This is a genomic window from Acetoanaerobium sticklandii (genome assembly GCF_000196455.1).
Lineage (GTDB): Bacteria > Bacillota > Clostridia > Peptostreptococcales > Filifactoraceae > Acetoanaerobium > Acetoanaerobium sticklandii.
Genome location: NC_014614.1, coordinates 2,096,787 through 2,117,629, shown reverse-complemented (window position 1 = coordinate 2,117,629; position 20,843 = coordinate 2,096,787). Strand labels below are relative to the sequence as shown.

The following is a 20,843-nucleotide window of genomic DNA, read 5'->3' as shown; positions in this document are numbered from 1 at the left end:
TGATAAACTAACAAAGAGGTGAACATAAATGAACATGGAGAAATTAACTCAAAAGTCTCAAGAAGCCATAGTTCAATCACAAGAAATGGCTTTGAGACTTGGCCATCAGCAGATGGAAACAGAGCATCTGCACTATGCACTGCTTGCAAGCGAGGATAGTCTCATATCCAAGCTACTGACTATGATGGGAAAGAATGTCTCAGCAATTTTAATAGACCTTGGAAATCATCTAGATAAGCTTCCAAAGGTTCAAGGAGAGTCAGTAAGCAGTGTATATCCATCCAGAAGATACAACGAAGTTCTTGTAAAAGCTCAAGACGAAGCTAAAGTATTTCAAGATGAATATATATCTGTGGAGCATTTGTATCTTGCTGTTTTAGAGCAAAATCAAGGCTATACTAAAGACATCATCAGCAGATACCATATTGATAAAAATGAATTTCTTCAGGCTCTAAGCAAGGTGAGGAGTAATCAAAAAATAACTAGCCAAAACCCAGAGGATACCTATGATGTTCTAAACAAATACGGTAGAGATTTGGTTGAGATGGCTAGAAAAGGCAAGCTCGACCCTGTAATTGGAAGAGATGAAGAAATAAGAAGAGCTATTAGGATTCTATCTAGAAGAACTAAAAACAATCCTGTGCTCATCGGAGAACCTGGAGTAGGTAAAACTGCTGTAGTAGAAGGGCTTGCCCAAAGGATAGTAAATCACGATGTGCCAGAAGGCTTAAAGGATAAGACTATATTTGCACTGGATATGGGAGCCCTCATAGCTGGAGCAAAATACAGAGGAGAGTTTGAAGAAAGGCTCAAAGCTGTACTAAATGAAGTTTCAAAGTCAGAGGGACAAATTATTTTATTTATAGATGAGCTTCACACTATAGTAGGGGCAGGTAAAACTGAAGGTGCAATGGATGCAGGAAACCTCTTAAAGCCTATGCTTGCAAGAGGAGAGCTTCACTGTATAGGAGCTACAACTTTAGATGAATATCGTAAATATATAGAAAAAGATGCAGCTCTAGAAAGAAGATTTCAGCCAGTTCTAGTAGACCAGCCAGATGTAGAGGATACCATATCCATATTAAGAGGGATAAAAGAGAAATTTGAAATTCATCATGGAGTTAGAATCACTGACAATGCTATTATTGCCTGCGCAGTGCTGTCAAATAAATACATCTCAGACAGATTCCTGCCAGATAAAGCCATAGACCTTATGGATGAGGCAGCTTCAATGATAAGAACAGAAATTGACAGCATGCCTACGGAGCTGGATGCAATAAGCAGAAAAATCATGCAGATGGAAATAGAGCAGCAAGCGCTTAAAAAAGAAACAGATACATCATCAAAAGCAAGACTAGAAGACCTTCAAAAAGAGCTAGCAATATTAAAAGAGCAGTATAGCTCAATGAAAAGTCAGTGGGAGCTAGAAAAAGAAAATATAATAAAAATAAAAGACCTACAAAAAGAAATAGAACAAACTAGACATAAGATAGAAGATGCAGAAAGAAGATATGATTTAGAAGAACTAGCTATGCTAAAGCATGGAAAGCTTCCAGAGCTTGAGAAAAAGCTAGAAAGTGAAAGAGAAAATCAAGCAAAAAGTAAAGCCCAGCTATTAAAAGAAGAAGTAACAGAAGACGAAATTGCTGAGATTATATCAAAATGGACAGGAATACCTGTAACAAAGCTAGTAGAAAGCGAAAGAGAAAAACTACTGCATCTTCCTAGCCTTCTTCACAACAGAGTAATAGGACAAGACGAAGCAGTGGACTTAGTAGCTGATGCAGTGCTAAGAGCAAGAGCGGGACTCAAAGACCCAAGAAGACCTATAGGCTCCTTCATATTCTTAGGACCTACAGGTGTAGGAAAGACGGAGCTTGCAAAAGCTTTAGCCCAGGCTCTGTTTGACACTGAAGAGAATATCGTAAGAATAGATATGAGTGAATATCAGGAAAAGCATACAGTAGCTAGACTTATAGGAGCTCCTCCAGGATATGTAGGCTATGAAGAAGGTGGACAGCTCACTGAAGCGGTAAGAAGAAAGCCATACAGCGTGATATTATTTGACGAGATAGAAAAGGCTCATCCAGAGGTATTCAATACCTTGCTTCAGCTGCTTGATGATGGAAGATTGACAGACTCCAAAGGCAAGACTGTAAACTTCAAAGACACTGTAGTTATTATGACTTCAAATATAGGAAGTAATCTACTTTTAGATGGTATGCAGGAATCTGGGGAAATCTCAGATGCAGTGAAAGAAAACGTACTAAATACACTAAGAGCTAACTTTAAACCAGAGTTTTTGAACAGAATAGATGATATAGTGATGTTCAAACCTCTTACAAAGAGTGAAATAGTAAAAATAGTAGAGCTTAGTCTAGTAGATATTCAAAATAGACTAAGTGATAGAAATATCAAGCTAGAAGTAAGTGATGATGCAAAGAATTTCATTGCAGATAATTCCTACTCAAAAGTATACGGAGCAAGACCAGTAAAAAGGTATCTGCAAAAGCATATAGAAACTCCTATTGCTAGATTGCTAATTCAAGGTGAAGTTCAAGATTATCAGACGATTTATATTGATAAGCATGAAGCAGACCTATCAATTGGCAGTAAAATCTGATAAAATAAAAATTAGATATAATTTTTTAATTAAGGAATGGCTATGCCATTCCTTAATTTGAATTTAAAAGCGAAAAGAGGAACTAAGATGGACCTGTCTAAAGCGAATATCAAAAAAATACTGGGAATAATAACCTTTGCTATAGCTCTCTATGCTATCATGTCTAATTTGCCAAAAGTACTATCAGTCATAGGTTATGTGGTTTCACTTTTGACACCCTTTATTGTAGGGCTGTGCATAGCATTTATACTAAATGTGATAATGAGACTGATTGAGGATTTTTTAAAAAAGCGATTAGAGCAGTCTACTAATACTAAAAATCCTTCGAAAATTGAAAAATGGATAAGACCAATTTCATTGCTATTAAGCTTATCCTTAGTAGTTGCCATGGTGTGGATTTTACTATTTTTAATTGTACCCGAATTTAAAAACACAGTAGAAATAGTGTCTAAAGAATTTCCAGATTTCATGAAAAAAATTCAAAATTGGCTAGGTGGGATATTGGCATCTCTTCCATTTGAAATAAATTCAATTGCATTTTCGGATTTAAACTGGGAAAAAATAGGGCAGTGGATATCTCAGTTTCTATCAAGAGGAAGCTCAGCACTTTTCAATACCACTATAGGAATTACATCATCGATATTTAGTGCATTATTAAACTTTGTGCTTGGGCTAGTATTTGCAATATATGTACTACTTCAAAAAGAAACCCTATCTAAACAATTTAAAAAGCTATTATATGCTTATCTTCCGGAAAATATCGTAATAGAAATTCTAGATATTGCTAAGCTTTCAAATGGAATTTTCTCAAGCTTTGTAACAGGACAGTTTTTAGAGGCTGTTATTATAGGAGTGCTTTGCTTTATAGGAATGCTGATACTTAGACTCCCATACGCTTTAGTAGTTTCAGCACTTGTGGGATTTACTGCACTTATCCCTGTATTTGGTGCATTTATAGGAACTATAGTTGGAGTGTTTCTTATACTCATGGTCAGCCCTATAAAAGCCCTGTGGTTTGTTATATTCTTCTTGGTATTACAGCAGCTAGAAGGAAACTTAATATATCCAAAGGTAGTAGGTGGTTCGATTGGACTTCCAAGCATTTGGGTGCTTGTAGCAGTTACACTAGGAGGTAGTGCTTATGGGGTGCTTGGAATGCTACTCGGAGTTCCGCTTAGCTCAGTACTATACAGTCTACTTAGAAAATCAGTTCATAAAAGACTGGCAAAAAAAGAAATTGAGCCTGATAGTGTATAAAGAATAATTGAGACAAGTTTTGGTTTAAGTGGAGGATGAGTAAATGAAAAAGCTACTAGTAATGGATTCGCCTATAGGAAAGCTTACACTGATAGAAGAAAATAAAGAATTAATCTGCTTAGATTTTGGAGAGATAATAATTAAAGACATCCCTAGAGAAGAAACTGCATTTTTGAAGGAAGTAAAGAATCAGCTAGCAGAGTATTTTGAAGGAAGAAGACAAAGCTTTGATGTAAAGCTTAACCCAAAAGGTACAGAATTTCAAAAGAAAGTATGGACTAACCTTTTAACTATCCCATATGGAGAAACGGCAAGCTACAAAAAAATAGCTATACTATCAGGAAATGAAAAAGCTTCTAGAGCAGTAGGCATGGCAAACAATAGAAACCCTATACCTATAATAATTCCATGTCACAGAGTAGTAGGAAGCACTGGAAAGATGGTAGGCTACGGTGGAGGACTCGAAATTAAAGAGTATCTTCTGAAATTAGAAGAAAAATAAAAAAATACTTGACATATGGTTTTATTACTCGTAATATAGTCAGTAATTAAAAATATCCATAAATTATGAAAAGCGTTGAGTAAGGATAGTAGTAGTGTGAAAGGATTACAGAGAGTCGGCGTAGGTGAGAGTCCGATATCAATAAATACTATGAATGGGCTTACGAGTGGAGACTGAATTAAAGTAGGAACCCCGGGTTCTCCCGTTATAGAGATAGAATATCGGCCATTGTGGCCCGTATTTGAATGAGTGGGTTTTTCTATACCAATTTGAGGTGGCACCGCGAGCAATCGTCCTCTATACATGAGTTATTTATGTATGGGGGCTTTTTTTATGGAAAAAAGGAGGAAATGTAATGGAAAGAAATAATGGTTATTTTGGACAATTTGGAGGAGCCTTTGTACCTGAGGAATTAAAAAATGTACTAAAAGATGTAGAGGAAGCTTTTTATAAGTACATAGAAGATGAGGAGTTTTTAAGTGAGCTTGCCTACTACCAGCGCCAATATATAGGACGTGAAAATCCTCTATACCTTGCAAAAAGATTATCTGAGCAACTAGGAGGAGCTAAGATTTATTTGAAAAGAGAGGATTTGAACCATACAGGAGCTCACAAAATAAACAATGCAATGGGACAGGTGCTTTTGGCAAAGAGAATGGGCAAAAAGAGAATAATAGCAGAAACTGGAGCTGGACAGCATGGAGTGGCAACAGCAACGGTATGTGCTCTGATGGGACTGGAATGCATCATCTACATGGGAGCTATAGATATAAAAAGACAAGAGCTAAATGTCTTTAGGATGGAGATGCTAGGGGCTAAAGTAGTTCCTGTAACTACAGGGACAGCAACTCTAAAGGATGCAGTAGACGAAGCTTTAGCTGATTTTGTTGCAAATGCTCACGATACATTCTATCTTCTAGGCTCAGCAGTTGGACCACATCCATATCCTACAATGGTAAGAGAATTTCAAAGCGTAATAGGAAAAGAAGCAAGAAAGCAAATCTTAGAAGTAGAAGGTAAACTGCCTGATTATATAGTAGCCTGCGTAGGAGGAGGAAGTAATGCAATAGGATTGTTTGCACCATTTGTAGATGACCTCTCAGTAAAAATTGTAGGAGTAGAGCCAGGAGGAAAAGGACTAGACACAAATGAACATGCTGCATCTATTTCTAAAGGAAGCGTAGGAGTTATTCATGGCTTCAAATGCTATACTTTACAAGATGAAAATGGTGAGCCTCTTCCAGTTCATTCTATAGCTGCTGGACTTGACTATCCTGGAGTAGGGCCAGAGCATAGCTATTACAAAGAAAGTAATAGAGCTGAGTACATTGCTATAACAGACGATGAGGCGATGCAGGCATTCTTTCTTCTATCTAGAACTGAAGGCATAATACCAGCGATAGAAAGCGCTCATGCGGTTGCATATGCAGTAAAGCTAGCAAAAACCTTGTCAAAAGATCAGACGATCATTGTCAATCTATCAGGTAGAGGAGATAAAGACGTAAATCAAGTAAAAGAAATGAACTTATTAGATAAAAACTGAATAGAAAAACCCTAGATTATTCTGTGATAAAACCATCACTATGAGTAATCTAGGGTTTTATTAGAAATTCTTTATAATATCTCTTTGCTCAGCTTTCCAGCCGAAAATTCCACCAGTATGAATAAAGAGTATATTTTTATGATTAGATAAATTTCCTTTCTTAATTTCATTATATAGACCATAAAATGCTTTGCCAGTATACACAGGGTCAAGAGCTACACCTTCTAAGCTAGCTATGTATTTTATAAAATCTATTTCCTCTTTAGTACTAAGTCCATAACCTCTTCCGGCATATCCATCAATAATAGAAATTTCATCGTAAGAAAGGCTGATATTCTCTCCAGTATACTCATTCATCTCAGCTATGATTTTTTTAGTTTCACCAGCGAAATACTCTCTGTCAGCTGAGATATTTATACCATAGACTACAGCATCATTTTTTACGAGGGTGTTGGCATAGAGAAGTCCTGCAAAAGTACCAGCAGAACCCACAGTTGTAACTATAGCATCAAAGTGGATACCTAGAGTTTTTTCTTGCTCTAGAATTTCATTCATGGCATAAAAATATCCAAAACCACCGATACCATTTGATGCTCCAATAGGGAGCACGTAGCCTTTTCTTCCTTTAGACTCTAGCTCATCTTGCTTTGCTTTTAGTAGTTTATCTATATTCTTAAATTCTTCGCTATCCACAATATCAATACTTGCTCCAAATAATCCATCTAAAAAGTAATTTCCTTCAAAGACATCTTCACTACTTCCTCTTAAAATCAGGTGACATTTTAAACCAATCTTTGCGGCGGCTGCAGCAGTAGCTCTGGCATGGTTTGACTGGACAGCTCCACAGGTGATAAGAGTATCATAACCGTTATCAATAGCTTCAGCTATAGCAAATTCCAGCTTTCTGATTTTATTTCCAGACACCTCAGTTCCAGTTTGGTCATCACGCTTAAGATAGATAGCTACATTTCCAAGCTCTGATGATAATCTTTTTAAATGTTCGATATTTGTTGGTAGATTAGCAATAGTTAGCTTTCTTGGCATCTTCATATTTATGAAGCCTCCTTAAATTGATTTCTTTATTTTGGATTCATTGTGAATACAGAATATTTTGGGACAGCTTTATTGTTATAATTGGCGTATTTCTTATTATTACAGCATTGCTATAGCTCTTGTTGGAGAACCATCAGCATCAAAGGTCTTAAGTGGTAGAGCACTAAATGTAAATTGCTTTTCTGGAATTTCACTCAAATTAGTTAGATTCTCTATAATTATGAAATTTTGGTTAAGAAATACATAATGATTGTCAAAATCTACAGTATCTACAGCATCTATAGAGATAGCGTCAATACCTATTCCTTTAAGCTTGAAGTTAGAGAGCCATTTTGCCGCATCGTGCTCTAAAACTGGAAAGTTGTCAAAATACTGCTCTGAACCCCAGTACTTGCTCCAGCCTGTATAAAAAATTACGAAATCACAGCTTTCTATAAATCTTTCATAATCAATCAAATCTGGGAGAGTAATGTTATCTGATACCTCTGTTACATCAATTAGAATAGCTTTTCCTACAAATTTTGATATATCAAAATCATCAAGTCCTAGCCCTTCTTCTACCATGTGCTTAGGAGCATCTATATGAGTCCCTGTGTGAGAATACATACTAAACAGCTTTTCAGCAAACCCATCTACCTCTATAGTATTAGTATTTTTAAGTGATGGGGGCTCGGTTCCTGGATAAACTGGCATTTGTTCTTTAATCATATGAGTTAAATCGAATATTTTCATAGTATCCACCGCCTGTTCTTTTTTTTAGTCTATCATGTAAAAATAAATAAAAAAAGCCCATAAAAAAATACTCCTCTTGAAATAAGCTTATTTATCTTGCTTATAATACAAAAGGAGTATCTTAATATACATTTTATACAGAAAATTAATATAAACTAATTTTCAAATTTAGTAATATAACGGCTATTGACTTCTATATGATTTAGAAATAAAAGCAGTCTTTCATATACTGGATGAGCTTTGTCACCGAATTTAAGTTCAAGAGCTTCTCCTATTTCTTTAACAGTTTTTATTCCATCTATTTGAAGGAACACAAAACTTGCATACTCATCAAAAGCTATTTTTTTATATTCAGGTATTTTAAACTTTAGTTTTCTAAAGAAATTTTGAACCTTATGATTTTGCTTTTCTAAAATCGTCACTACGCCTTTGTTGTCTACATCATAGGTAAGGTTCTCATTAATTTTATAAACTATATTTAAAACATCGTCATTATTTTTGTACATTTTTTACCTTACTATTCATGATAGGAATAATAGTAGCAACTATAAGACCAGCTAATATTATAAATGCCATGCCGTTTGATGCAGCAAATCCGCTTGGACCGGCACCTTTAATAACACCAGCTACTTGCAATATAATACCGATTAATCCGATAATTGATCCACCAGCAACTAATCCAGATGATAAACTGATTCCGTTAGAAACCTTTGTATCTTTTTCTACATCTGATTTAGAAGTTCTTTCGATAAATACTCTAACTAATGCTCCAACTAAAATGATAGAAGTAGTTGCGATAGGAAGATAGAATCCTATAGCTACTGTCATAACTGGAAGGTTAAGAAGGAATAAAACAACTCCCATAACTGATCCAACGATAATCATTACCCATGGAAGCTCTCCAGACATGATACCTGCTGTAAGTGTAGACATTAAGTTAGCTTGTGGAAGTGCAAATGGAACGTTAGCTCCTGTCATAGCCAATTGGCTAGATAGTAGCATAATAGTACCAACAACAACTGCAACACCAACTATACCAGAAATAGCAAAGTATTTATCCATTTCTGATTTATCTCCACCAACTATAAAAGTAACCTTTTGTGACTGAGAGTATCCTCCAGCCATAGCTATAGCTGTAACTATAAATGTACCAAATAGTAATAGAGCTTTGTTGTGCTCTGGATTAGTCCAGCCCATAGCAACAAACAGTAAAGTTACTAAAACTATAGATGCTATAGTCATACCTGAAACTGGAAGATTTGATGTTCCGATTGTTCCAGTTAAACGTCCAGCAACGATAACAAATAGTAGTGATAAGAATAATGATAAAATAGAAGCTGTGATAGCCATCATAATATTTCCACCAGAAACAACAAATCCAGCTAGAAAACCTACTACAAGTCCGCCAAGTAAAATCATAGTACCGATTTTAGATCCGCTGTTTCCAGAAGTTTTAGCATTTAAAGTTTCTTTGATTGAAGAAATAATTGTAGGGATAAGCTTTATAGCCCCGATAAGTCCACCAGAAAGCATCATACCAGCTCCGATGTATTTTACATAGCTACCAGCTATATCGCCAACTCCCATAGCGTTAATAGAAACATCAGGGTTATTCCAAACTACAGCGCCTTCTTTTCCTAGCTCAGAGAAATAACCGATAAGAGGAAGAATACCGAAGTTTGAAAGAAGTGAACCAGCAAACATAGTAAGAGCAACTTCAAGACCTACTATAAATCCGATTCCTAATAAAAGAGGGTTTACTTCAAGCTGAAGTCTCCACTTGTAAAAGCTTTCATTAACATAGCTGATAACGTTATTTGTAACATTTAAGAAAGAACTAGTTACAACAGTTATAGCACCACCGATACCAAAACCGATTCCCATGAACTTCATAGAATCTCCAGCACCTTCTGAAGCAACAAGTGTCTCAGAAATAGCCATTGACTCTGGGTACATAAGCATTCCGTGCTCTTCAACTATTAAGTAGTTGTATACTAGAGATGCAATACCTATTCCAAATAGTACTCCACCAACTCCTACAAGAAAACCTTCTAGGAATGAAATTTGAGAACCAATTAATAATACAGCTGGTAATACGAAAATAATACCACTAGCTACAGACTCTCCACCACTTGCCATACCTTGAACAAGGTTTTTGCCAAGGATACCCTTTTGCTTAGCAAAAGCAGCTATAAATGCAGAACCTATAATTGATCCTGGAATACCAGCAGCAACTGTAAGACCAGATTTCATACCTGAGTATGCAGTAGATGCTGCAAAGATAACAGCAAGAATAATACCGATAATTAAAACAACTGTATTTCCGCCTGATTTAGAACCAGTAGAAATATATGGAACGTAATCTTTTCCAGCTACGCCACCATATGCATCTTTTGATAACTTATGATCCATAAGTCTACCTCCTTAAAAAGTTTATAATTATTAATGCAAAACACATTATATCATATACTTTACATATATAATGTTAATTTTTTATATAAAATAAAAAGTAAAACAATTAGCAATATTGCAATAATTACGATAATCAGAATTGAGAAAAAACGTTTGCAAATCGCGTATAAGTTGTATTTTATGTAAAAAACATTTACTGAATATTAATGAATAAAATATGGGTTAATATTAAATGATAAGTAAAATTTAGTAATAAGAGTGTATTCATCACAAAAATCTAAGCGTGTATATAAAGCTTGAGTTTTTTATACAGACAATAAAAAAATAGCTCCTACATAAAATAAGAGCTATTTTAAATAACTTATTGAATTAAAAAACTATAATTGTACTGACTGAAGTGACACTTCTTTTTTTCCACCTGCGACCATCTGTTTTCCTACTTCTTTAAATCCAAAAGCTTCATGGAATTTTAATGACACTGGGTTCGGTGGTTTAATATCGATTTCAGCAGTTATTCTATCAACACCAGTAGAGTTTGCATGGTTAAAAACTTCGTTATAAATAAGTCTTCCTATTCCCATGTGCTGATAATCCTCTGATACCACCACTCTGTCCACATATAAGAATTTATCGTAATTATCTAAGAACCATTTGTAATTTACACTAGCATAAGGCTTGTTTTCTCTTACTGCAATTAAAAAAGCAGCAACCTTTCCATCTACTTCTACCACTTTGAACATCTCAGCCATATTACCAAGCTCTGTAAGTGAAGCCATATCCAAATCTGAAAGAAAATGTACTAAATCTTGATTTAATTTTAGAATTTCTTGCATATGATTATTTGAAGCATTTAATAAAACTGGTATTTTACTCATTAGAATCTCCTTATATTATAAAATTTTATTTAGAGTTAAGCGAAAATCACTTGCACAGCAAGGTTTATGTATGAGAAAGCCCTGTCCTTCATCACATAAAGTTTTTTGGATTATTTTAAGCTGCTCATAAGTTTCTATACCTTCTGCGACAGTGCGAATACTTAGATCATTTAATATAGAAACTAAACTACTAAAAAGTACCTTTGCTTTTGAATTCTTATCTATGTTATTTACTAGACTTCTATCAATTTTTACGATATCTATTGGAAAATCGTTAAGAAGAGATAAGGATGAATAACCAGCCCCAAAATCATCTAAAACAATAATAAAACCTTTATCCTTGAGACGATTTAATTTTTCAAGTGCTGTATCATTATCATCAATAATTGTTCTTTCTACGATTTCGATTTCTATAGAACTATTTGGAACATTGTAAATCAAACATAGTGATTCCAATAATTTTGGAAGGTCTTGATTTAGTAGTTGATAAGGAGATACATTAATACTCAATTTAAAGTCAGGGAAATATTTAATAATCGAGGATAAATCCTTGATAGCTTGTCCTATTAGCATCTCGCTTATTTCTATCATTATACTTTTATTCTCAATAATATCAATAAATTCGCTTGGAGAAATTATAGTTCCGTTTGATTTCTTCCAACGAATAAGCATTTCTGCACCTAAAATACTTTGATTTTTTATAGACCATTTTGCTTGGTAAAATGGTACAAATTCATTGTTTGGAATTGCTTCAATTATCTCCTGAAGTTTATCATTTAAATTAGTACTAATGGGTCTATTGAGTAAGACAATATCATTTAGCAAAGCAACTTGTGAATTTAATTGGTCATTAAGAGCTTGTAGTTTATGCATTGAATCTAGATTAAAAAAATCTTTAACTGCATTTTTTGAGTTTATTGTATTATTTTTTTGACATATTTCATCAGTGAAAACTTTATAATAGTATGCTAATATTTGGTTGGCTTTATCTGGTTGATTATTTTTTTTATAAAATTCATTTATTAAAAGAGCAGAATTTTGAAGATATAATGCAAAATCATTTTTTTCAATTAATTCAAGAGTAAATGCAGAATAACTAGTTGAAGATTTATCTAAATTTAAACATTGACATACTTCACTTATATTCATAAGCAGAATCATGTAATTAAAATATTTTTCTTTATCAGTAACACCGTTATAATATTCTTCTGCAATCTTATAAAATTTATAGCTTTCATCATAGCGATTTAGTTTAAGTAATACAGTTCCTAAAGTCATATATATATCACAAATAATTAATGTATTTGATAGTCGTGAAATAAGGTGGACTGCTTTTTCTGCATATTCTAAAGAATTTTCGTACTGATTAAGCTGATTATAAGCAGAAGCTATATATATTAACGATCTAGCAATTAACTCATAATCATTAATAATGAGCGCTAAATTATATGATTCAATAAAAAAATTAAATGCTTCAGGAGCATTATAAATGCTTCTCATTTTGACACCACTTATGGTTAAATAAAAATAGTGTAGGATTGGATCTTCTTTTGACCAGTCAGTTTTTGAAAGAACTTGATTAATTTTTTCATAATGTTCTTTATATTCAAAGGATGTTGCAGAAAATAAAAGACACAGATAATCTATAGTTGCTAAAGTTTCTGGGCTGTTCAAAAAAACACCTATGTTGTGATTAAAGTAGATTTGCGGATTTTTTCTAACTTCTTCCATTTGAAACTTGAATTTCATTATCGACTCCTTTTATTAAATGAATAAAAATAAAAAAAATTTACCATATTGGCTATAAAAATAAATATTATTCTATAACTATATAATTATACCATATCTAATAAAATGTTATATATTCATTATTTTTATATATAAATTTTATGAACTTTAGATTATATTTAAGATAAAACTATTTGAATAAATGATATTATAATTATGAAGTAATTCAAAGATAATTGTCATGATTGAGAATAAAATATTTTGGAGGGAAGAATTAATGGATAAAAAAATTGGATTTATAGGATGCGGAAATATGGCTCAGGCAATGATATCAGCTTTAGTCAAATCAAAGCTAATAGAGTCAAATCAAATAATAGTAAGCAATCGCTCAAAAAATATACTTGAAAAAATGAACAAGGAATATGGCATTACTATTGCAGCTAACAACATAGAAGTAGCAGAAAAATGCGACATCGTGTTCTTGGCTGTAAAGCCAAACCTTTATGAAATGGTTATGAAGGAAATCAAAGACAGCGTAACAAAGGATAAGATATTTGTTTCAATAGCACCAGGAAAGACTATGGAGTTTCTAGAGGCTCATCTAGGAGCATATGCTAAAATTCTTAGAACTATGCCAAACACTCCATCTATGGTAAGCGAAGGGATGACAGCTATTTGCCCCAATTCTAACATAGCTTCAGAAGAGCTAGAGCTACTTGTTAAGCTAATTGAAAGCTTTGGAGCAGTAGAAATAATAGAAGAAAAATTGTTTGATGCTGTAGTTGCAGTATCAGGCTCATCTCCAGCCTATGTATTCATGTTTATAGAAGCCATGGCAGATGCCGCAGTGATTCAAGGGATGCCTAGAGCTCAGGCATATAGATTTGCAGCTCAAGCAGTGCTTGGAAGTGCAAAAATGGTACTAGAATCTAAGAGCCATCCTGGAGAACTTAAAGACATGGTATGCTCGCCTGGAGGCACTACTATAGAAGCAGTAGCAGTGCTAGAAGAAAGAGGGATGCGCTCGGCTGTAATAGAGGCAATGAGAAAATGCGCTCAAAAATCCAAGGAGATGTAGAGTGTAAGAATATATTGAAATAAACTTGTTTAGACTTAGTTTATACTTTAAGACCTTGGGTATTCCTTATATAATAATCTAAAAAAATTTCAGATATATAAATTTTCTTAACTTAGTCTTAAGTGTGAATAATAATTTGATTGAAGTTTAAAGGAGGAATGAACGTGGGTTTAGTTTATGAAAAAAGTACAAATAAAAGTCTAACTGAGGCAATCAGTTCTTTAGAGAGTAATTTAAAGGAAAGTGGTTTTGGTATACTATGGCAGCTTAATTTCAAAGATAAATTACAAGAAAAAGGTCTAGAATTCAAAAATGATTTTGTGGTATTAGAGGTATGTAACCCAAAGCAAGCCAAAGAAGTGCTAGAGGAAAACATCCACATAGGTTATGTGCTTCCATGTAAGATGGTAGTTAGAAGAGAAGACGATAAAACTTATATAGGAATGACAAGTCCAGAGGTTCTTATTGGATTGTTCGAAGGTAGTGACTTAAAAGAAGTTGCTAAAAAAGTTGAAGAATCTCTTAAAAATTCAATAGAAGCTTCACTGTAATTCTAAGCCTTGCAAATGCAGGGCTTATTCTATTCTATCGATGTTAGTGATAGAATAGTGGGAGAAGTGATAGAAATTCAAACAAAGGGTGTAGGGATGTATTGAAGTAATAAGTTGTTAAAGAAAGCTTTATTCTATGCAATAAAATAGATTTCGATATAACGAAAACAACTGCGAAAAATAGCTTTACTGTTCGATATAAATGGTTAAATAATTTTTACCTCAAACAAACCCTAGAAAATATTGTATACATTGGAGTATTTAAAATGTCTCTATCATTGCTAAACCAATATCAAAGCGATAAAATAGAAATAGTATATATAAAAATATCCCCAAACAATTAAGTAAACTAACTGGAGGAATAAACATGACAAGTGCAGCTCAAAGAGCGGAATTACAATCACAAATATGGAAAATAGCAAATGATGTAAGAGGTTCTGTAGACGGATGGGATTTCAAACAATATGTCCTAGGAACATTATTTTATAGATTTATAAGTGAAAACTTTTCTAAATACATAGAAGCAGGAGATGAAAGCATAAACTACGCAGAGCTTCCTGATGATATCATAACTAGCGAAATCAAAGACGATGCAATCAAAACAAAAGGCTACTTTATATATCCTAGCCAGCTATTTGAAAATATTGCAAAAACTGCCAACACAAATGAAAGTCTAAACACAGACCTAGCAGCTATATTTTCAGCTATAGAAAGCTCAGCAAATGGATATCCATCTGAGCTAGATATCAAAGGACTATTTGCAGATTTTGACACTACTAGCAATAGACTAGGTAACACAGTAAAAGATAAAAATTCTCGCCTAGCCGCAGTTATAAAAGGAGTTGCAGGGCTTAAATTTGGTGAATTTGAAGATAACCACATAGACCTTTTCGGGGATGCCTATGAATTCTTAATATCAAACTACGCTGCCAACGCTGGAAAATCTGGAGGAGAATTTTTTACTCCTCAGAGCGTATCTAACCTTATCGCAAAATTAGCAATTCATGGTCAATCCTCAATCAACAAAATTTATGATCCAGCGGCTGGTTCTGGGTCACTCTTGTTACAAGCAAAGAAGCAATTTGATGAGCATATAATAGAAGATGGATTTTACGGTCAAGAAATAAATCATACTACATATAACCTTGCTCGTATGAATATGTTTCTACATAACATAAATTACGATAAATTTCATATAGCACTTGGAAACACTTTACTAGACCCTCATTATGGAGATGATAAGCCTTTTGATGCAATAGTATCTAATCCACCATATTCAGTAAACTGGATAGGTAGTGATGACCCTACCCTTATAAATGATGATAGATTTGCACCTGCAGGAGTACTAGCTCCAAAATCAAAAGCAGACTTTGCCTTTGTACTTCACTCACTGAGCTACCTATCAAGTAAAGGTAGAGCAGCTATAGTATGCTTCCCTGGAATCTTCTATCGTGGTGGAGCAGAACAAAAAATCAGAAAATATCTAATAGACAACAACTTTGTAGAGACAGTAACATCACTAGCTCCAAATCTTTTCTTTGGAACTTCTATAGCTGTCAATATTCTAGTCCTATCAAAACATAAAACAGATAACAAAACCCAATTTATAGATGCAAGTGGAGCAGATTTTTACAAAAAAGAAACCAATAACAACGTCCTAACAGAAAAACATATAGAAGAAATAATGACGATATTTGACACTAAAGAAGATATCCCTCATGTTGCAAAATGCATTGATTATGAAGCTATAGTAAGTAATGATTATAACCTTTCAATAAGCTCATACGTAGAGGCAAAAGACACAAGAGAAGTAATAGATATAAATGAGCTAAATAAAGAAATAAAGACTACTGTAGCAAAAATAGATAAGCTTAGAACTGAGATTGATGAAATAATCGAGGTGATAGAGGTATGATACAGTCAAATTTTATGGATAAATTACTTGATGGGGTTGAGGTTGAGTGGAAAACACTAGATGAAATAGCTTTAAAAATTTCATCAGGGGGAACTCCAAGAACTGGGGTTTCTGAATATTATAATGGAAATATTCCTTGGTTACGTACTCAAGAAGTTGATTTTGGTGAAATATGGGATACAGAGATAAAAATTACAGATGTAGGTCTAAAAAATTCCAGTGCAAAATTAATTCCAGCAAATTGTGTAATTATTGCAATGTATGGAGCAACAGTTGGTAAAGTAGGTATCAATAAAATACCTTTGTCTACAAACCAAGCTTGTGCTAATATTCAACTGGATGAGAAAATAGCTGACTATAGGTATGTTTTTCATTACATATCAAGCAAATATGAACATATAAAATCACTCGGAACGGGCTCTCAAACTAATATTAATGCACAAATTGTAAAAAACTATATAATCCCTATTCCCCCTCTAAAAGTGCAAGAGGAAATCGTCCGCATTTTAGATACCTTTACAGAGCTTACAGCAGAGCTTACAGCAGAGCTTACAGCTCGTAAAAAGCAATATACTTATTACAGGGATAAGCTACTTAGTTTTGAAGAAGGGGAAATTGAGTGGAAGGAGCTAGGAGAAATCTTTAATCTTAAAAATGGGTATACTCCTTCAAAAGCAAATAATGAGTATTGGACGAATGGTACTATTCCATGGTTTAGAATGGAGGATATTAGAGAAAACGGTAGAATTCTTAGTAAGTCAATTCAATATGTAAATAAAAGTGCTGTAAAAGGGGGAAAAATATTTCCTGCTAATTCTATCATTATATCCACATCTGCAACTATAGGCGAGCATGCTTTAATTACAGTACCATATTTGTCTAACCAAAGATTTACAAATCTCAGTTTAAAAGATGATTATATTAACAAATTCGTAATTAAATTTCTTTACCATTATGTTTTTTTATTAGATGATTGGTGCAAAAATAATATAACAGTAGGGAATTTTGCGGGTGTGGATATGAATAGTTTTAAAAAATTCAAAATTCCAATACCACCCCTAGCAGAACAAGAACGCATAGTATCCATCCTAGATAAATTCGATGCCTTAACTTCATCAATCACAGAGGGTCTACCTCGTGAGATAGAGCTTCGTCAAAAACAATACGAGTACTATAGAAATATGCTTCTTAGCTTTCCAAAACAGGAGGTCTAGTCATGGCAGAGTATAAAACTATTGCAGAATCAAAGAAATTCATAGTTCTAGATAAATACATTAAGTGTCCACAGGTAAATGAAGCCTATCAGAGTGAATACAATCTAGAGAGGGAATTTATCACTGATTTAGAAAATCAAGGCTATGAATATGTACAGGGAATGAATACTACCCAGAAGATGTTATCTAATGTGCGTATTCAGCTAGAAGAGCTTAATAAAGTTAAGTTTACTGATGCTGAGTGGGTCAGATTTTGTGAGCAGTATTTAGACAAGCCTAGTGATAATCATATTGACAAGACTCGTAAGATTCACGATAACTATATATTTGATTTTGTGTTTGATGATGGGCATATTCAAAACATCTATCTAGTAGATAAAAAGAATATTGCAAGAAATAAAGTGCAGGTCATTTCTCAGTTTGAGCAAAAAGGCTCTCATGCCAATAGATATGATGTGACTATCTTGGTAAATGGTCTACCTCTAGTACAAGTAGAGCTGAAAAAAAGAGGGATAGCTATACGAGAAGCTTTTAATCAAGTTCATAGATATAGTAAAGAGAGCTTTAACTCTGAGAACTCTCTATATAAGTATGTGCAGATTTTTGTGATTTCTAATGGTACTGATAGCAGATATTTTGCTAATACTACTAGGCGTGATAAGAACAGCTTTGATTTTACTATGAACTGGGCAAAATCAGATAATACTCTTATTAAGGATTTAAAGGATTTTACTGCTACTTTTTTTCAGAAGAATACTTTGCTAAGTGTATTACTCAAATACTCAGTGTTTGATACTAGTGATATTCTCCTTATTATGCGTCCATATCAGATAGCTGCTACTGAGAGAATATTATGGAAGATAGAAAGCTCATATCAAGCCAAGAAGTGGAGAACTACTGAAAGTGGTGGGTATATTTGGCATACTACAGGCTCGGGTAAGACTCTTACAAGTTTTAAAGCGGCTAGACTAGCTACTGAGCTGAGCTTTATTGACAAGGTGTTTTTTGTAGTAGATAGAAAGGATTTAGACTATCAGACTATGAAGGAATATCAGCGTTTTTCTCCTGATAGTGTCAATGGCTCAGAAAACACAATTGGGCTAAAGCGAAACATAGAAAAAGATGATAACAAGATTATAGTTACTACTATTCAAAAGCTAAACAATCTAATGAAAAGTGAAACAGACCTAGCTATATATGATAAGCAGGTGGTGTTTATTTTTGATGAAGCCCACCGCTCACAATTTGGTGAGGCCCAAAAAAATATAAATAAGAAGTTTAAAAAGTTCTATCAATTTGGCTTTACTGGTACCCCTATATTTCCAGAAAATGCTCTAGGCTCTGAAACTACAGCAACTGTATTTGGCAGGGAGCTACATTCTTATGTAATAACTGATGCCATAAGGGATGAAAAGGTACTTAAATTCAAAGTTGATTACAATGATGTGCGTCCAAAGTTTAAAAATATAGAGACTGAGCAAGATGAAAAGAAGCTATCGGCTGCGGAAAATAAAGAAGCTCTCCTTCATCCTGAGAGAATTAAAGAAATATCTCAATATATCCTTAATAATTTTAAGACAAAAACTCATAGATTAAATGCAAATGGAAAAGGGTTTAATGCTATGTTTGCAGTTAGTAGCGTAGATGCGGCAAAGCTATATTATGAAGCCCTAAGTAATCTTCAAAAGGGCAGTGAGAAACCTCTTAGGATTGCTACTATATTTTCGTTTGCGGCAAATGAGGAGCAAAACGCTATAGGTGAGATACTAGATGAGACATTTGAGCCTTCTGCTATGGATTCTAGTGCAAAAGAGTTCCTAGGCTTAGCAATAAAGGATTATAATGCTATGTTCAAAACAAACTACAGCGTAGAAAGTAGTGAGTTTCAAAATTACTATAGAGATTTAGCCAAAAGAGTAAAGGAAAAAGAAATTGATTTACTAATTGTTGTGGGGATGTTTCTGACAGGATTTGATGCTCCTACTTTAAATACTTTATTTGTGGACAAAAATCTTAGGTATCATGGACTTATCCAAGCATATTCTAGGACCAACCGTATATATGATTCGACCAAAACCTTTGGCAATATCATCACATTTAGAGATTTAGAAAAAGCAACTATAGATGCTATTACTTTATTTGGAGATAAAAATACCAAAAATGTAGTTCTAGAAAAAAGCTATACGGAATATATGCAGGGCTTTACTGATGTAGCAACTGGAGATGCTCGTAGAGGATATGTAGATGTAGTAAAGGAATTAAGTGAGAGATTCCCAGATATAGATAATATAGTTACGGAAAAGGATAAAAAAGATTTTGCTAAGCTATTTGGAGAATACCTAAGAGTTGAAAACATCCTGCAAAACTACGATGAATTCACAGCTTTAAAAGCTATACAGCAGCTTGATATTGCTGATGAAGAGCAAGTAGAACAATTTAAAGCTACTTATTATTTAAGCGATGAAGAAATACAGACTATGAAAGAAATAGAAGTTCCAAGCGAAAGAACCATCCAAGATTACCGTTCTACCTACAATGATATACGTGACTGGCTAAGAATGCAAAAAGCTGGAGCGAAAATAGAAGAATCTACTATTGATTGGGATGATGTGGTGTTTGAAGTAGACCTACTTAAATCCCAAGAAATCAATTTGGATTATATTCTAGAGCTTATATTTGAGCACAACAAGAAATCAAAGGATAAGGAAGCCCTAGTTGAGGATGTGCGTAGACTCATTCGTTCTAGTGTGGGAAACCGTGCGAAAGAAAGCCTAGTAGTTGACTTTATAAATCAAACAGACCTAGACAAAATCAAGGATAAGGCTAGCATCATAGATGAATTCTTTACATTTGCCCAGGCAGAGCAACAGCGTGAAGCAGAAGAATTGATAATCTCAGAGAAGCTCAATGAGGATGCGGCTAGAAGATATATATTAAGCTCATTAAAAAGAGAATACGCAAGTGAAAATGGAACAGAGCTAAATGAAATCCTACCTAAAATGAGTCCTCTTAACCCTGAATATCTAACAAAAAAGCAGAGCGTATTTCAAAAGATAGCTGCTTTTGTGGAGAAGTTTAAAGGGGTGGGGGGGAAGCTATAATTTATTTTATGGAATAAGCTAGATGTTCATATCAACATCCAATAGATTTTCAAGAACGATATAATTTATATGAAGATTGTAGCGATGAAATTAATATAGGATATATGAGGGTAAAACTAATTATATTATAGAACAATTTTTTTCATACACAAGACTATAGAACATATTTCAAAAAAATGGCTGTCTTTATAGGCAGCCATTTTTAGGTTTGAATTTTTATTATAGATACAAAATGTATTTTAGTGACATATAAGCAATC

Annotated in this window: 15 protein-coding genes and 1 other annotated feature; of the genes, 9 read left to right on the top strand and 6 right to left on the bottom strand. The window is 33.8% G+C overall.

Annotated elements, in window-relative coordinates:
• Positions 1–28 precede the first annotated feature (28 nt).
• From clpB to trpB, 4 genes are all read left to right on the top strand, one after another.
• Positions 29–2,623 carry an ATP-dependent chaperone ClpB gene (gene clpB, locus CLOST_RS10000; RefSeq protein WP_013362194.1) on the top strand — a complete coding sequence of 865 codons (2,595 nt, stop codon included), beginning with the start codon at positions 29–31 and terminating at the stop codon, positions 2,621–2,623.
• A gap of 87 nt (positions 2,624–2,710) precedes the next feature.
• A complete protein-coding gene (locus CLOST_RS09995; protein WP_013362193.1) occupies positions 2,711–3,880 on the top strand; it encodes an AI-2E family transporter in 1,170 nt (389 codons plus the stop codon).
• A 43-nt stretch (positions 3,881–3,923) separates the two neighbouring features.
• Positions 3,924–4,382 carry a methylated-DNA--[protein]-cysteine S-methyltransferase gene (locus CLOST_RS09990; RefSeq protein WP_013362192.1) on the top strand — a complete coding sequence of 153 codons (459 nt, stop codon included), beginning with the start codon at positions 3,924–3,926 and terminating at the stop codon, positions 4,380–4,382.
• Positions 4,383–4,448: 66 nt separating this feature from the next.
• Positions 4,449–4,683: a binding site (T-box leader), on the top strand.
• 54 nt (positions 4,684–4,737) lie between these two features.
• A complete protein-coding gene (gene trpB / locus CLOST_RS09985; protein ID WP_013362191.1) occupies positions 4,738–5,925 on the top strand; it encodes a tryptophan synthase subunit beta in 1,188 nt (395 codons plus the stop codon).
• Positions 5,926–5,985: 60 nt separating this feature from the next.
• Here the strand turns inward: trpB and CLOST_RS09980 are convergent, their stop codons facing one another.
• From CLOST_RS09980 to CLOST_RS09955, 6 genes are all read right to left on the bottom strand, one after another.
• On the bottom strand, positions 5,986–6,975 hold the full coding sequence (locus CLOST_RS09980) for a D-cysteine desulfhydrase family protein (protein WP_013362190.1): 990 nt from the start codon (positions 6,973–6,975) through the stop codon (positions 5,986–5,988).
• 102 nt (positions 6,976–7,077) lie between these two features.
• Positions 7,078–7,710 carry a cyclase family protein gene (locus CLOST_RS09975; RefSeq protein WP_013362189.1) on the bottom strand — a complete coding sequence of 211 codons (633 nt, stop codon included), beginning with the start codon at positions 7,708–7,710 and terminating at the stop codon, positions 7,078–7,080.
• 155 nt (positions 7,711–7,865) lie between these two features.
• Entirely contained in the window at positions 7,866–8,216 is a 351-nt protein-coding gene (locus CLOST_RS09970; protein WP_013362188.1) for a PqqD family peptide modification chaperone, read from the bottom strand.
• Positions 8,203–10,122 (bottom strand): OPT/YSL family transporter, encoded by a 1,920-nt coding sequence (locus CLOST_RS09965; protein ID WP_013362187.1) that lies wholly within the window; start codon positions 10,120–10,122, stop codon positions 8,203–8,205. The genes CLOST_RS09970 and CLOST_RS09965 overlap by 14 nt, the downstream gene beginning before the upstream one ends.
• A gap of 377 nt (positions 10,123–10,499) precedes the next feature.
• Positions 10,500–10,997: a GNAT family N-acetyltransferase gene (locus CLOST_RS09960; RefSeq protein WP_013362186.1), complete on the bottom strand. Its 498-nt coding sequence runs from the start codon at positions 10,995–10,997 to the stop codon at positions 10,500–10,502.
• Between the two features lie 15 nt (positions 10,998–11,012).
• Positions 11,013–12,746 carry an EAL domain-containing protein gene (locus CLOST_RS09955; protein ID WP_013362185.1) on the bottom strand — a complete coding sequence of 578 codons (1,734 nt, stop codon included), beginning with the start codon at positions 12,744–12,746 and terminating at the stop codon, positions 11,013–11,015.
• A 256-nt stretch (positions 12,747–13,002) separates the two neighbouring features.
• On the opposite strand from CLOST_RS09955, the gene proC reads away from it, so the two are divergent.
• From proC to CLOST_RS09930, 5 genes are all read left to right on the top strand, one after another.
• The gene (proC, locus tag CLOST_RS09950; RefSeq protein ID WP_013362184.1) at positions 13,003–13,803 is read left to right on the top strand and encodes a pyrroline-5-carboxylate reductase; all 801 of its coding nucleotides are present in this window, start codon (positions 13,003–13,005) and stop codon (positions 13,801–13,803) included.
• Positions 13,804–13,967: 164 nt separating this feature from the next.
• The gene (locus CLOST_RS09945; protein ID WP_013362183.1) at positions 13,968–14,354 is read left to right on the top strand and encodes a DUF302 domain-containing protein; all 387 of its coding nucleotides are present in this window, start codon (positions 13,968–13,970) and stop codon (positions 14,352–14,354) included.
• Positions 14,355–14,721: 367 nt separating this feature from the next.
• Entirely contained in the window at positions 14,722–16,269 is a 1,548-nt protein-coding gene (locus CLOST_RS09940; RefSeq protein ID WP_013362182.1) for a type I restriction-modification system subunit M, read from the top strand.
• Positions 16,270–16,283: 14 nt separating this feature from the next.
• Positions 16,284–17,483, top strand: a complete 1,200-nt coding sequence (locus CLOST_RS09935) for a restriction endonuclease subunit S (RefSeq protein ID WP_231853130.1) — start codon at positions 16,284–16,286, stop codon at positions 17,481–17,483.
• Positions 17,484–17,485: 2 nt separating this feature from the next.
• Positions 17,486–20,584, top strand: a complete 3,099-nt coding sequence (locus CLOST_RS09930) for an HsdR family type I site-specific deoxyribonuclease (protein ID WP_013362180.1) — start codon at positions 17,486–17,488, stop codon at positions 20,582–20,584.
• Positions 20,585–20,843: the final 259 nt, after the last annotated feature.